Origin of the sequence: Streptomyces sannanensis (genome assembly GCF_039536205.1) — a bacterium.
Classification (GTDB): domain Bacteria; phylum Actinomycetota; class Actinomycetes; order Streptomycetales; family Streptomycetaceae; genus Streptomyces; species Streptomyces sannanensis.
Genome location: NZ_BAAAYL010000001.1, coordinates 5725703 through 5740412, shown reverse-complemented (window position 1 = coordinate 5740412; position 14710 = coordinate 5725703). Strand labels below are relative to the sequence as shown.

Sequence of the window (14710 nt, the reverse complement as noted above, 5' to 3'; positions counted from 1 at the left end):
GCGGGGGTGTTGCCGCCCGGTAGAGCTGGAGGTGCGAGTGGGTCGGACGGTGTCCGACGTGATCGCCGCATCGTGTGGTGCGCGTGCGTTTGCAGGGGTGCTCTGCGGCGACTGGACAGAAGCGTGCCAGCTTTGACGAGGACCCGTCATGCACGCGGCGCCAACTTGACCGAAATCCGTCATTGATCGATCCGTGGCTTTCGTTGGACTGCCCTGCAATAGGCGTCACTTGTGAACCGTTCCGGGTTCGGTAGAGATCTCAGATGTTGGTTGTGACCTGGGCTTTCGTGGTGCCCCGGTAGTGGTTGGCTTCGTATTCGGCGGGTGGGATGTGCCCTATCTCACCGTGGAGCCGGGTGTGGTTGTACCAGTCGGTCCATTCGGCGGTGGCCAGCTCGACCTGGGCGAGGGATCGCCAGGGCCGCTGCGGCTTGATCACTTCGGTTTTGAAGAGGCCGATTGTGGACTCCATCAGCGCGTTGTCGTACGCATCGCCGACCGATCCGATCGAGGCGGCGATGCCGGCCTTCTCCAGGTGCTCAGCCAGCGTGAAGGACGTGTACTGCGAGCCCGCGTCCGAGTGATGAGCCAACTCACCTGGCAGTGGCGGGCGTTGGTCGCGGTCGCGTTGCCACAGCCCCATGTCCAGGGCGTCCAGGACGAGCCGGGTCTGCTTCGTGGTCGAGGCGGACCAGCCAACGATCCGGCGGGAGAAGGTGTCCACGACGAAGGCGACGTAGACGACGCCCGAGAACGTGGCGACGTGGGTGGAGTCGGCAACCCAGCACCGATTGGGGGCCGCGGCGACGAAGTCCCGGTCGACCAGGTCCGGTGCCCGTGGCGCGGTGGGGTCAGGGATCGTGGTGATCACCTTCTTGCCGCGGACGGCGCCAGTGATGCCGAGCTCACGCATGAGGCGTTCGATGGTGCAGCGGGCCACGGCATGGCCCTGGCGGTTCAGGTGCCGCCAGATCTTCCTCGCGCCGTAGACACGGTAGTTGGTGTCGTATGCCTCCTGGATCAGGATCTTCAGCTCGGTGTCGCGGACGGTGCGGGCCGAAGGCGCTGCGAGGCGTTTCTTGTGGGCGTAGTAAGTGGAGGGGGCGATCTTGCAGTCGTGTTCGGTGAGGACACGGCAGATCGGCTCGACTCCGCCGAAGCGGTCCCGGTGCTCGTCGATGAACGCTACGAGCGTGTGTGTGGCCGGTCGAGCTCGGCCGCGAAGAAACTCGCCGCAGCCTTGAGGATCTCGTTGGCCCGCTTCAGCTCGGCCGACTCCTCCGTGGTCGTCCCCGGCCGGGTCCCGGCGTCGATCTCGTCCTGCCGCACCCACTTGCGCAGCGTCTCGGTCGTGCCGATCCCGAGCCTCGCGGCGACCGCTTTCATCGCGGCCCACTCTGTGTCGTACTCCGGCCGCACCTCGGCGACCATCCGCACCGCACGACGGGGCAGCTCAAGCGGGTACTGGGAAGGACGTGCCATGACTCGTTCCTCTCAAATGATCGAGTCCCTACCGAACCCGGAACGGTTCACCGAAGTGCGCCCCAGCTTCCGTGTACGGCGGCCAGAACGAACGTGCTGGATCTCGGCTCTCGGGCTTCTACACCGCGCAGCGAATGCTGGACAATGACGCGTACAACCCGGCCAGAGCCTCCGGCGTCGTTTGCAGACTGTCCATCACGGCCTTTGGGTAGACCCGTTGTCGACTTCAGCGAGAAGACACGATTACGCAAAGGCCCACCCAGCTGTCGGGCGAATCGAGTAGGAGGGACGGGTCGCCCGTCCCTCCTCTCACACCACCGGACATGCGGGCCACGCATCCGGCGGTTCATCAAGCTGATCTCAACCGTTGCCAGGTCGGCTTGAGCATGCGCAGGCCGAGGTCGTCCCAGTGAGAGTTGGGCATCGCCCGCTGAAGGACAGCCGATCCCGCGATCCGCCAGTAACCCTTGCCGCTGCCCGCCCATTCGCGGGCCTTCCACTCGGCGATGCCGAGCTCGCGGAGGTTCCTGAACCGGGCCTTGGGGAGCTTCCATTCCTTCCAGCGGATCTGCCGCATCCTGCGGCGGAACCACTCGTCCAGCTCCCTGAACACCTTCGGGGTGTCCGCTAGCTGGAAGTAGCCCATCCATCCGGTGGTGAAGCGGTTGATCTTCGCGATGCGTTCATCCATCGCGATGCTCCACCGGCGCGAGGTCAACTCCCGCAGCCGGTCCTTCAGGCGCTTGACCGCCTTCGGATCGACCCGGATCCTGACCCCGGCCCGGGTGAAGTAGAAGCCGAACCCCAGCAGCACCGCCGAGCGGGCGTGGCCCACCTTCGACTTCTCCCGGTTGACCATCAGTTTCAGCCGCTGCTCGACCACGGCCGTGACCGAGGCGAGCACCCTTCTGGCGGCTCGTTCGCTCCGCACGAAGACGCGCACGTCGTCGGCGTAGCGCACGAACCGGTGACCGCGCCTGAACAGTTCCCGGTCCAGGTCGTCGAGCATGATGTTCGACAGCACCGGCGACAGCGGGGACCCCTGCGGGGTCCCCTCTTCGCTCGGCATCTTGATGCCGTCCACCATGATCCCGGCTTCCAAATACCTGCGGACCAGTCTCAAGACCCTGCGGTCAGCGACCTTGCGCGCGACCCGCGCCATCAGGACGTCATGCTGGACCCGGTCGAAGAACCGGTCCAGATCAAGGTCCACGACCCACCGGTAGCCGTCCTCGATCGCCCGCCGCGCGACCCGGACCGCCTGATGGGCGGACCGGCCGGGACGGAATCCGAAGGACGACCCCGAGAACTGCGGGTCGAAGATGGGCACGAGTACTTGCGCGATGGCCTGCTGGATCAAGCGGTCCAGCACCCGCGGCACCCCCAGCATCCGCTCGCCGCCACCAGGCTTCGGGATGATCACCTGACGGACCGGCGCCGGCCGGTAGATGCCCGCGTCGAGTTCGGCCCTCACTTCAGGCCAGTGCACTGCGATCCACGGCCGCAACTCAGCCGTAGTCATGCCATCCACTCCGGGTGCACCCCGGTTCACTTCGACGCGGTTGAGCGCCGCGAGCAGGTTCTCCCTGGAGAGCATCCGCTCCCACAGCGAGGACTCCCGCTCCCGGTGAACGTCCTCCATGGAGTGCGCCGACCGGCCACTACGCTCCGCCGGGACACTTCCGGAATGCCCCGGTCCCTCCCCGGTCGGCACCGCCGAAGCGGACTTGCCGCGGTCCATGTGACCAGCACGAGCAACCACCACATCACCCGTTCCACTCGATGTTCGGCCCTTCCCAGCCCATCACCAGGCGACGGCCATCCCGGCTGGTACTACGGCCTCTGCTGACTTCTGCCCGGTCAGAGTCGGCCTCCCGGCCCACTCCGTCGGCGCGGCGACACCTCAGCACAACCGACACCCGAACAGATCTCCCCAGGTAAGAACGATCACTGTCCCTGGATCTCCGCCGCGTTTACGCACTGGCCTTCTTGGCAGTGACGGGCTTCGCCTTGCCATGCAGGCTCACCCGACCAGCACGCCTCATACACGGTTCGTGTTCCTCGGTACCCAGGTCTCGCCTCGGGCTTCCTCCAGACCCCACCTCACGGTGACGCCCTTGCCTCCGGCTCGGGGTTAGCACCACCTCTTCCCCCAGGGGACTTTCACCCCCAAGCAATCGCCCATGCTGGGCGCACACGACGAACCCCACCAAGAAATGATCTTGGTGGGGTTAATAGTCAAGCTTAGAAAACGAGCCTCCAGCTGTCGATGTAGCCCCCGTCGGGCCATCCCATGTCCCGGACCTGGAGCCTCCAGGTGCCGTTGGCGACCTGGCTGGTGGCGTCCACCGTGTAAGTGGCGCGCAGGTTGACGGCCGATTCGCGCCAGTCCCACTTCCTCAGCGAGTACAGCGTGCCGTCGGGGGCGACCAGGTCGATGACCAGGTCACCGCGGTAGGGGTGCTTGATGTCCACGTCCACCCTGAGCTCGCTCGGCGCCTGGCCCGAGAGCCCGGTGACGTCGACGTCCGAGAAGACCGGGGGGCCCGGGACGTCCGTCGCGTCCGGGATCGACACGTCGGTGGTGTTCTCGAAGATGCCCCTGGCGACGCGCCAGGTGAAGGTCGTCTTGGTGATGCCGTGCATGGAGCCTCTGACGGTGACGGTGACGTTGCTGGTGCCCACCGTGGTGGGGGTACCGGTGATGAGGCCGGTGACGTGGTTGATGGTCAGGCCCGCGGGGAGGCCGGTGGCGAAGTAGGTGAGGGCACCGGGGTTGAAGCCGGTGGCCTGGATCTGGAGGCCGGCTGCGGTGTCGACCGCGCTGGCCTGGGGGCCGGGGTTGGTCAGCATGATGCCGTCGACGACGCGCGGGCCGACGTTGATGGCGGCCCAGGCGTTGGCGGCGTTGATGTAGGTGTCGCTGCCCAGCCCGTACAGGTCGGCGGCGGCCTGGAGGGTGGCGGTGCGGGCACCGGCGTAGTCGGTGGACGAGGTCATGTAGGTGGTGAGGGCCTTGTACCAGATCTTGGCGGCGGCGTCCCGGCCGATCGCGGTGACCGGCAGGCCGTCGGAGGTCGGGGAGTCGTAGTCCACGCCGCCCACGGTCTTGGCGCCGCTGCCCTCGGAGGCCAGGTAGAACCAGTGGTTGGCCGGGCCGGAGGAGTAGTGGACGTCGATGGAGCCGATACCGGTGTACCAGGCGTCGGCGGACCTTCCGTCCTTGGAGGGCTTGTCCATGTAGCGCAGCGGGGTGCCGTTGCCGAAGATGTCGACCTTCTCGCCGACCAGGTAGTCGCCGGGGTCGGAAGCGTTGTCGGCCCAGAACTCCACGGCGGCGGCCATGATGTCGGAGGTGGCCTCGTTGAGGCCGCCGGACTCGCCGCGGTAGATCAGGTTCGCGGTGCTGGAGGTGATGCCGTGGGTCATCTCGTGGGCGCCGATGTCGATGGAGGTGAGCGGCTTGGTGTTGCCGGCACCGTCGCCGTAGGTCATGCAGAAGCAGCGGTCGTCCCAGAACGCGTTGACGTAGGCGTTGCGGTAGTGAACGCGTGTGGAGGCGCCGACGCCGTCGTTCTTGATGCCGTTGCGGCCGTGGACGTCCTTGTAGTAGTCCCAGGTGAGCTGGGCGCCGTAGGCGGCGTCCACGGCGGCGGTCTGCCGGTCGCCGGTGGTGCCGTCGCCCCAGGTGTCGTCCGGGTCGGTGAACAGCGTGCCGCCGGATCTGCCGCCGTTGAGGTCGTAGGTCTTGTGGCCGCCGCGGGTGCCGTCGGTCATCGAGTAGCTGCCGTCGGCCGGTGTGGTGCCGATGGTGACCTGGCCGGAGTACTTGCTGTTGCCGACGCCGGTCTCGATGCCCTGGAACTCGAACAGCTTCGCGCCGGTCTTGGCGTCGGTGATGACGTGCAGCTCGGAAGGGGTGCCGTCGGCCTGGGTGCCGCCGACCACCGTCTCCCAGGCCAGGGTCGGGGTGCCGGACGCGGCCCAGACGACCTTACGGGCGGTGCCGGCCGTCGCCTTCGCGACGCCCTTGGCCTTGGCGCGGCCCAGCGCGAAGGTCTTCGCGGAGCCGGCGCTCTTGGCGGCGGTGGTGGAGGCGACGGTGATGGTCGCGTCGGTGGCCTTGGTGACGCCCTTGGCGGAGCCGTTCGCGGCGGTGTGGACGACCAGGTCGCCGCCCAGGACCGGCAGTCCGGCGAAAGTCCGCTCGTAGCGGGTGTGCAGGCTGCCGTCCGCGTCCTTCAGGACGGACTTGACGATCAGCGCCTCCTGCGACCCCAGGTGCAGCGACCTGGCGGTCACCGCCCGGGAGGCGTTCGCCGCGGCCAGCAACTCGCCACGCTGCGACGGCGACAACTGCACCGACAGTGCGCCGGCGCGGGCCTGGGCCTTGGCCGGGGCCTGGCTCACGGTGTCGGCGGTGGCGACACCGGCCGGCAGCGCGGCCGCGATCATCGCGGCGCCGGCTATCAACGCGCTCGCGGCGAAAGCCTTTCGGGGGGATCGAGTCACACGGAACTCCTTCTGCGGCAGCCGGGTGTGTACGGCCGGAGTCAGCCGGGCAGGCGGGGGTGTTGCCGCCCGGTAGAGCTGGAGGTGCGAGTGGGTCGGACGGTGTCCGACGTGATCGCCGCATCGTGTGGTGCGCGTGCGTTTGCAGGGGTGCTCTGCGGCGACTGGAGAGAAGCGTGCCAGCTTTGACGAGGACCCGTCATGCACGCGGCGCCAACTTGACCGAAATCCGTCGTTGATCGATCCGTGGCTTTCGTTGGACTGCCCTGCAGTAGGCGTCACTTGAGCCTTTTGGTGGTCGGGAGCCGCCCCAGCGGTAGAGATGGATGGCGCGCCGGATGACCATACGGAGCATGACGATCGTGGCGGACAGGTAGAGGCAGAGGTCAACGACCTGGCCCCCGAATGGCTGGCCCCTGCCAAGGGAAGTTGATCCACGTGACGTGGGGCAGGACGGGTTATCTCCGCGGCATTGCCTGTACAAGACCGAGGTCATCAAACCGCAGAGACCCTGGAAGACGCTCTCACACGTCGAGCTCGCCACCGCCGAGTGAGTCGACTGGTACAAACGCCGCCGGGATTGTCCTGAAGATTATCTATGCCCCGGTGTGACCCGTCTGGCATGAGACGTCGCCTCTGCCGGGAAGGATCACCGATGGGCATCAGGGACGAGCGCCCCCGCGAGAGCCACGGGGACCGAGTTGGCGAGACTGACCGATCTGGACAGGGAACCGGCCGAGCAACTGGTGGCCCGGGCCCGCTCCGAAGACGTGAATCTGGTCGGGGAGAACGGGCTGCTCAAGGGGCTGGTCAAGCTGGTCCTGGAGGGCGCCTTGGAGGCCGAGATGAGTGAGCATCTGGGCTATGAGAAGAGCGACAAGGCCGGCATCGGGACCGGCAATTCGCGCAACGGCACATCCCGCAAGCGGGTGTTGACCGATGTCGGGGTCGAGCGAGTGCCGCGACCGGCAACGTTTACCCGTCAACTCATCGGCCCGACCGTCACTTCGGCGGCCGGGCCAATCGATTCCGGGCGATTTCGCGGACCTCGCGGGAATCCCGGTCCGTGCGACACGGCAGCGGACGGTAGTGGGCAGATGCGTCGAGCCCAGGCCGAATCACGCGGATTCAACTGCCTCAGGCCCTGCCTCCATGGGACTGCCCCGCCGACCGGTCGGCGGGGCAGTCCTGTCCGTCCTTGCCGTCAGGCCACAGCGCGCGAATCCCGCCCCGTCGTCCCCATCAGCAGCACGTACAACAGCAGCGACGAGCCGAGGCCGACCGCCCAGCCGTAGTCGGCCAGGGGCTTCAGGAACGGGATCAGGCCGTCCTCCGGGAAGGGGCCCTTGCCCGGCTGACTGTACGAGCCGCCCACCGCCAGCACGCCGCCCACCACGAACGCCGCCACCGCACGCAGGTTCCAGCCGGACGTGTACCAGTAGCGGCCGCCCGGGCGGTACAGGTCGGCCAGGTCCAGGACCGTCCGGCGCACGGTCCAGTAGTCCGCGATCAGGATCCCGGCGACCGTACCGAGCAGGCCGCCGACCACGCCCAGCCAGGTGAAGATGTACAGCTCGGGCGTCGAGGTCAGCTTCCACGGGAAGATGACGACCCCGACCACACCCGTGATGAGCGCGCCCCTGCGGAAGTTGATGAAACGCGGGGCCAGATGGGACAGGTCGTACGCCGGGGAGACCACGTTCGCCGCGATGTTGACGGAGATCGTCGCGATCAGCACCGTCACCAGGGCGAACAGCAGGCCGAAGACGTTGTCGGTCTTGCCGGCCAGGGCGACCGGGTCCCAGATCGGGGCCCCGTACACCGCCTGCGAACCCGAGGTGACCAAGACCGACAGGAGGGCAAAGGCGGTCATGGTGGTGGGGAGGCCGAGGGTCTGGCCCCAGACCTGGGCGCGCTGGCCGCGGCCGAAGCGGGTGAAGTCCGGGATGTTCAGCGACAGTGTCGCCCAGAAGCCGATCATGCCCATCAGGGAGGGGAAGAAGACCGGCCAGAAGTCGGTTCCCCAGCCGAGCTTGGAGGGCTGGTCGAGGAGCGGGCCGAAGCCGCCTGCCTTGTCGGCCATCCAGATCAGCAGGACCACCGCGCCGATGAGCACGAAGGGCGCGGCCCAGTTCTCGAAGCGTCGCAGAGTCTCCATGCCGCGGTAGATGATGGCCAGTTCGAGGGCCCAGAAGGCGACGAAGCACACCCACAGGGTCCAGGGGTAGCCGGCGACCCTGGACGCCTCGGCCCAGCCACCGAAGATCTTGCCGAGCAGGATGAAGATGCCCTGTCCGCCGATCCAGGTCTGGATGCCGAACCAGCAGCAGGCGACGGCGGCCCGCACCATCGCGGGCAGGTTGGCGCCCCGGAGTCCGAAGGAGGCCCGCGCCAGGACTGGAAAGGGTATGCCGTACTTGGGGCCGGCGTGGCCGGTGAGCAGCATCGGGAACAGCACGATGACGTTGGCCAGGGCGATGGTGAAGACCGCCTGCTTCCAGTCCATGCCGAGCGCGACCAGGCCCGAAGCAAGAGTCCAGGAAGGGATGTTGTGGGCCATGCCGACCCACAGGGCGGCGAAGTTGTAGGTGGTCCAGCGGCGTTCGGCGACCGGTACCGGCCGCAGGTCGGCGTTGGCGAAGCTGCTGTCGGCGGGGTAGGCGTCGGGGAGAAGTTCGACCCGGCCGTCCGCGTGGACGGTCTGGGTGGAGGACGCCGAGGTGGCGGCGGTGTCGGACATACGGCAGGCCAATCGCTGATGGGGACGGTGGGAGAGGCCGTGCGGCACCCCTCCCCGGGACGGCGGGGAGGGGACTGCTGGAGGGGAGGATGTGCAGGTCAGCGCAGCGCGGGGATGACCTTCTCTCCGTACGCGTCGATGACCGCCTCTCGCGCGTCGTGCATCGCGTACACCGCGAACTGGTCGACGCCCAGCTCGCGCAGCGCCTGCAGTTTCTCGATGTGTGCCTCGGCGGGGCCGAGCAGGCAGAACCGGTCGACGATCTCGTCCGGGACGAAGTCGGTGGACGGGTTGTCGGCGCGCCCGTGGTGACTGTAGTCGTAGCCGTGCCGTTCCTTGATGTACGCGGTGAGCGCCTCCGGCACCATGCCGGAGTGTTCGCCGTACTTCGCGACCAGGTCGGCGACATGGTTGCCGACCATGCCGCCGAACCAGCGGCATTGTTCGCGGGCGTGGGCGAGATCGTCGCCGACGTAGGAGGGTGCGGCCACGCAGATGTAGACCGAGTCGGGGTCGCGGCCGGCTTCCGCCGCCGCGGCCCGTACCGCCTTCACCATCCACTCGGTGAGATAGGGGTCGGCGAGCTGGAGGATGAAGCCGTCGGCCTTCTGTCCGGCGAGGGCGAGCGCCTTCGGCCCGTAGGCGGCCATCCAGACGGGCAGTCTGCCGTTCTTGACCCAGGGGATACGGACCGGAGTGCCGTCCACGACGGCTTCCCGGCCCTCGGCGAGGGCCCGGATGGTGTCGATCGCCTCCCCCACTCTCGTCAGGGTGTTGGGCTTGCGGCCCGCGACCCGCATGGCGGAGTCGCCGCGGCCGATGCCACAGACGGTGCGGTTGCCGTACATGTCGTTGAGCGTGGCGAAGGTGGAGGCGGTGACCTCCCAGGTGCGGGTGCCGGGGTTGGTGACCATGGGGCCGACGCGCAGCTTCGTCGTGTGTTCCAGGATCCGGCTGTAGATGACGAAGGGTTCCTGCCAGAGCACCGCCGAGTCGAAGGTCCAGCCGTAGCCGAAGCCGTTGCGCTCGGCGCGGCGCATCAGTCCGACGACCTCGGAGGCCGGCGGGTCGGTCTGCAGGACGAGTCCGAAGTCCATGACGGAACCTCCTGGTTCGGTTTCTTAGTCGAGGTACTGACAGGTGGCCCGGGGGGTGTAGAGGCCGTGACCGGCACGTCCGGTGAACTGCCGCTGGTCGATGACGAGTTCACCCCGTGAGAGGACCGTCTCGACGCGTCCGGTGACGCGTTTCCCTTCGTACGCCGAGTAGTCGACGTTCATGTGGTGGGTCTCGGCGGACAGGACCTGTTCCGCGTGCGGGTCGTAGATGACGATGTCGGCGTCGGCGCCGGGGGCGATGGTGCCCTTGGCCGGGTAGAGCCCGAACATCCTCGCCGGGGTGGCGCAGGCGATCTCGATCCAGCGGCGGCGGGTGATGTGTCCGTCGACGACGGCCTGGTGGAGCAGGTCCATGCGGTTCTCGACGCCGGGGAGGCCGTTGGGGATCTTGGAGAAGTCGCCGCGGCCCAGCTCCTTCTGGCCGCTGAAGCAGAAGGGGCAGTGGTCGGTGGAGACGACTTGGAGGTCGTTGGTGCGCAGGCCGCGCCACAGCGCCGCCTGGTGTTCCTTGGGCCGCAGCGGGGTCGAGCAGACGTACTTGGCGCCCTCGAAGTCCGGCTCGGCGAGATGGTCGGTGGACAGGAAGAGGTACTGCGGGCAGGTCTCGCCGAAGACGTTGAGGCCCTTGTCGCGGGCCGCGGCGAGCTCGGCGACGGCTTCCTCGGCGGAGACATGGACGACGTAGAGGGGGGCACCGGCCACCCGGGCCAGCTGGATCGCGCGGTGCGTCGCCTCGGCCTCCAGCAGGACCTTGCGTACCTCGCCGTGGTAGCGGGGGTCGGTCTCGCCGCGGGCCAGGGCCTGCTCGACGAGCACGTCGATGGCGATGCCGTTCTCGGCGTGCATCATGATCAGCCCGCCGTTGCCGGACGAGCGCTGCATGGCGCGCAGGATCTGCCCGTCGTCGCTGTAGAAGACACCGGGGTAGGCCATGAAGAGCTTGAAGGAGGTGACGCCCTCCTCCACCAGCAGGTCCATCTCCTTCAGGGAGCTTTCGTTGACGTCCGAGAGGATCATGTGGAAGGCATAGTCGATGGCACACTTGCCGTCCGCCTTGGCGTACCAGGCATCGAGCCCCTCGCGCAGGCTGTGCCCGACCGACTGGACCGCGAAGTCCACGATGGTCGTGGTGCCGCCCCAGGCCGCGGCCCGGGTGCCGGTCTCGAAGGTGTCCGAGGCGAAGGTCCCGCCGAACGGCAGCTCCATATGGGTGTGGGCGTCGACTCCGCCCGGGATGACGTACTTGTTCGTAGCATCGATCGTACGGTCCGCGGTCCAGGTCCCGGCGACCGCCGAGCCGTGCGCGGCGAGGGCGGCGATCCGGCCGTCCTCGATCAGTACATCGGCGTGGACCTCGTCGGCGGCCGTGATGACGAGGCCGCCATGGATCAGGGTGCGGCTCATGGTCCCCCTCCTCGCTGTGTCGGAACGGGCTCTACGCACGTAGACGCCGTGCGTGGTGAAGAACGTAAAAGTGTGTCACCCACTGTGGCAATACCGCTGCTGTTAATCATGGAAGACGTTCCGATCTCACCCGACGAGCGGTGCACCACGGCGTCGGCCTGACGGGCGGACCGGCCCGGCGTGGTCGCCGAGCTGAATGCGCTGTGGCGTCGGCTCGCGGTCGGCCCGCGCATGTGCTGGTCCGGTTGCTGAGGGACGCGGAGACCGCGGACGACGCGGTCCGGAATCCGGCGCTGCCTTTCGCCGTCATGCACTGGATGATCAGCCCGGCCCGGAAGTGATCGCGTCCGCCGGACCGGGCCGTGGGCCTGCGGGCCCGGCCGCGCGTGATGCTCGCGGCCGGGCCCGGGTTCGTCGTGTGTGCGGGTCAGACGGCCCGTAGGGCCTGTTCGAGGATGGCCGCGCCCTCCTCCGCCTCGGTGACGTTCAGTGAGAGCGGTGGGGCGATGCGCAGCACGCTGGTGTTGTGGGCGCCGCCCTTGCCGATCAGCAGCCCGCCCTCGCGTGCCGCTTCCAGGACGGTGGTGGCGGCCTCGGGGGACGCCTGGTCGGTGCCGGGCTTCACCAGCTCGATGCCGATCATCAGCCCGCGGCCGCGCACTTCGCGGACGACGGGCAGCTGGGCACCGATGGCCCGCAGCCGTTCGATGAGCAGTCCGCCGACGCGCCGGGCGTTGCCCTGGAGGTCGTGCTCCAGCAGGTAGGTGAGGTTGGCGAGGCCGGCCGCCATGGTGACCGGGGAGCCGCCGAACGTCGAGATGGAATTGGCGTCCAGGCAGTTCATGATCTCGGCCCGGGCGACGACTCCGCCGATGGACATTCCGTTGCCGATGCCCTTGGCGAAGGTCAGCATGTCCGGCGGACCGCTCTGTGCGTGGGCCTGCCAGCCCCAGAAGTGTTCACCGGTACGGCCCCAGCCGGTCTGCACCTCGTCGCTGATCCACAGGATGCCGTGCCGGTCGAGGACTTCACGGAACGCGCCGTACAGCCCGTCGGGCGGGCAGGTGAACCCGCCGACGCCCTGGACCGGTTCGGCGATCAGGGCGGCCACTCCCCCGCGGGTCTGGCCGAGCATGTCCTCGAGGTCGGCGACACAGGCCTCGGTGAACTGCGCGTCGGACAGCTGCGCGTAGGGACCACGGCCGCGGACACCGCCGTGGACGTAGAGCGTCTGGAGCGGGGAGAGGCTGGTCGGGGACCAGCTGCGGTTGCCGGTGATGCCGACGGCCGAGAAGGAGCGGCCGTGGTAGCTGTTGCGCATCGCCAGGACCTGGTTGGAGCCGCGGTACGCGGTGGCGAGGAGCAGCGCGGTGTCGTTGGCCTCGGTGCCGGAGGTGGTGAAGAAGACGCGCCCGTCGGGGATGCCGGACAGTCCCGCGATCCGCTCGGCCAGCTCCACCATGGGGCGGTTGAGATAGAGGGTGGAGGAATGGATGATCCGTCCGGCCTGCTCGCTGACCGCCTTGGTGACCTCGGGCAGGGCGTGGGCGGTCATGGTGGTGAGGATGCCGCCGAAGAAGTCGAGGTAGCGCTTGCCCTCGGCGTCCCAGACATGGCGGCCCTCGCCGTGTGTGATCTCCAGGGGGCGGTCGTAGTAGAGCGCCAGCCAGTCGGGCATGACGGCCCGGTGACGGTCGTGGAGGCTGTGGATGTCGGTCACGGCTGCACCAGTCCTTCGTATGCGTCGGGGCGGCGGTCGCGGTAGAAGGCCCACTGCTGCCGCACTTCGTCGATCAGGCCGAAGTCGAGGTCCCTGACGACGAGTTCCTCCGTCTTGTCGCTGGCGACGTCACCGACGAACTGGCCTCGCGGGTCGACGAAGTAGGACGTGCCGTAGAAGTCGTTGTCGCCGTACTCCTCCTGGCCGACGCGGTTGATTGCGGCGATGAAGTACTCGTTGGCGACGGCGGCCGCAGGCTGCTCCAGCTGCCAGAGGTACGCGGACAGGCCGCGGGAGGTGGCCGAGGGGTTGTAGACCAGCTGCGCGCCGTTCAGACCGAGCTGGCGCCAGCCCTCGGGGAAGTGGCGGTCGTAGCAGATGTAGACGCCGACCTTGCCGACCGCGGTGTCGAAGACGGGCCATCCGACATTGCCGGGCTTGAAGTAGTACTTCTCCCAGAAGCCCTTCACCTGGGGGATGTGGTGCTTGCGGTACTTGCCGAGATACGTGCCGTCGGCGTCGATCACGGCGGCGGTGTTGAAGTAGAAGCCGGACTGCTCGATCTCAAAGACCGGTACGACGATCACCATGCCGGTCTCGCGGGCAAGGTTCTGCATGCGGCGCACGGTCGGCCCGTCCGGGACGGGTTCGGCCCAGCGGTAGTGCTCGGACTCCTGCACCTGACAGAAGTAGGGGGCGTTGAAGACCTCTTGGAATCCGATGACCTCGGCGCCCTGCCGGGCCGCCTCGCGGGCGTACTCCTCATGCTTGGCGATCATGGATTCGGTGTCGCCGGTCCAGGTGGCCTGGACCAGGGCGGCGCGGACGACGTTGGCCATGAGCTGCTGCTCCTTCGACGGGACGCCAGAGCCTCTGCAAGCTTCTACGCACGTAGATCGTGTGCGTAAGTGGAGAACGTAAGCCCCGCCACACCGTGGGGCAAGACCATTGTCGCCAACCCGCAGAGTCGATCATGTTTCACACCCGAGCAGTCCATATCGGGCATGATCACACGCTCATTCCGGCAAGGCGGAGGGCGCGCCTGAGCTCACCCGTCCACCCCGGGGACAGCGCCCGGGCCGACGCCGGCGTGCCGCGACCGCACCCGTACCGCCTTGTGCTCCGCCACCACCGTGCCGCTGACCGACTTCCGGCGGGCGTTGATTTCACCGTCACCACGGCATTCGACGCCCGCCGGGTCACGGTCCGGCTGCACGGAGTTCTCGCCGGTGGTGCGGAGTCCTCAGTCCTCGGCGAGCTTCACCGCGATCCCGGTGTGCGGCCGCTTTCCGAGCCGTACGATCGCGGCCGGCCAGTCGACGATCCGGAACTGCCAGCCGTACTTCCGCGTCAGCAGTCGGCGCACGAGGCGCAGCCCCGTCTCGTCGAGCAGCCGGGCCGTTCCCTCGGCGGTCGGCGCGTCCGGCGCGGTCCTGCCGCGTACGTCGCACGGGGTGACCAGGACCCGGCTGTTGTTGCGGATCCGCTTGACCTTCCACGAGTCGGAGCGGGTCCAGACGTACAGCTCCTGCCCGTCCGACACGACCCAGACCGGCGTGGCCACGCCCGTGCCGTCGCGACGGAAGGTGGTCAGACTGACGTACCGGCTGCGTCCGAGCTCATGCGGAGTCATGGGCGCGAGACTATGCCGTACCGGCCTCGTGCGCCTCGCGGGCCACGGCGATCTCCGGGGCGTGCTGCCGGACCCAGTCTCAGGTGGCCGAATCGGGCGGC

10 protein-coding genes and 1 pseudogene are annotated in these 14710 nt (G+C 68.1%); 1 reads left to right on the top strand and 10 read right to left on the bottom strand.

Features of this window, described 5'->3' with window-relative positions:
• Nucleotides 1-259: 259 nt before the first annotated feature.
• The 3 genes from ABD858_RS26860 to ABD858_RS26850 form a co-directional block, all read right to left on the bottom strand.
• A protein-coding gene (locus ABD858_RS26860) for an IS3 family transposase (protein WP_345042158.1) occupies nucleotides 260-1482 on the bottom strand; the annotation gives its coding sequence in 2 pieces (ribosomal slippage) (nucleotides 260-1230 and nucleotides 1230-1482; 1224 coding nt in all).
• 349 nt (nucleotides 1483-1831) lie between these two features.
• A complete protein-coding gene (ltrA, locus tag ABD858_RS26855; RefSeq protein ID WP_345035340.1) occupies nucleotides 1832-3124 on the bottom strand; it encodes a group II intron reverse transcriptase/maturase in 1293 nt (430 codons plus the stop codon).
• A 602-nt stretch (nucleotides 3125-3726) separates the two neighbouring features.
• Nucleotides 3727-5937, bottom strand: coding sequence for a M4 family metallopeptidase (locus tag ABD858_RS26850; protein WP_425586350.1), 2211 nt, complete (start codon nucleotides 5935-5937; stop codon nucleotides 3727-3729).
• Between the two features lie 767 nt (nucleotides 5938-6704).
• Between ABD858_RS26850 and ABD858_RS36890 the strand changes: the two are divergent.
• A pseudogene (locus ABD858_RS36890) lies at nucleotides 6705-6962 on the top strand (transposase); the annotation flags it as partial.
• Between the two features lie 236 nt (nucleotides 6963-7198).
• Here ABD858_RS36890 and ABD858_RS26835 read toward each other — a convergent pair.
• The 7 genes from ABD858_RS26835 to ABD858_RS26805 form a co-directional block, all read right to left on the bottom strand.
• On the bottom strand, nucleotides 7199-8734 hold the full coding sequence (locus ABD858_RS26835) for an NCS1 family nucleobase:cation symporter-1 (protein ID WP_345042154.1): 1536 nt from the start codon (nucleotides 8732-8734) through the stop codon (nucleotides 7199-7201).
• Nucleotides 8735-8832: 98 nt separating this feature from the next.
• Entirely contained in the window at nucleotides 8833-9831 is a 999-nt protein-coding gene (locus ABD858_RS26830) for a TIGR03842 family LLM class F420-dependent oxidoreductase (RefSeq protein WP_345042151.1), read from the bottom strand.
• 24 nt (nucleotides 9832-9855) lie between these two features.
• Complete coding sequence (hydA, locus tag ABD858_RS26825) at nucleotides 9856-11256, bottom strand: dihydropyrimidinase (protein WP_345042149.1); 1401 nt, start codon at nucleotides 11254-11256, stop codon at nucleotides 9856-9858.
• Between the two features lie 427 nt (nucleotides 11257-11683).
• The gene (locus ABD858_RS26820; protein WP_345044912.1) at nucleotides 11684-12967 is read right to left on the bottom strand and encodes an aspartate aminotransferase family protein; all 1284 of its coding nucleotides are present in this window, start codon (nucleotides 12965-12967) and stop codon (nucleotides 11684-11686) included.
• A gap of 5 nt (nucleotides 12968-12972) precedes the next feature.
• Nucleotides 12973-13815: a nitrilase-related carbon-nitrogen hydrolase gene (locus ABD858_RS26815; RefSeq protein WP_345042147.1), complete on the bottom strand. Its 843-nt coding sequence runs from the start codon at nucleotides 13813-13815 to the stop codon at nucleotides 12973-12975.
• 209 nt (nucleotides 13816-14024) lie between these two features.
• The gene (locus ABD858_RS26810) at nucleotides 14025-14192 is read right to left on the bottom strand and encodes a hypothetical protein (RefSeq protein WP_345042145.1); all 168 of its coding nucleotides are present in this window, start codon (nucleotides 14190-14192) and stop codon (nucleotides 14025-14027) included.
• Nucleotides 14193-14219: 27 nt separating this feature from the next.
• Complete coding sequence (locus ABD858_RS26805) at nucleotides 14220-14609, bottom strand: PPOX class F420-dependent oxidoreductase (protein ID WP_345042143.1); 390 nt, start codon at nucleotides 14607-14609, stop codon at nucleotides 14220-14222.
• Nucleotides 14610-14710: the final 101 nt, after the last annotated feature.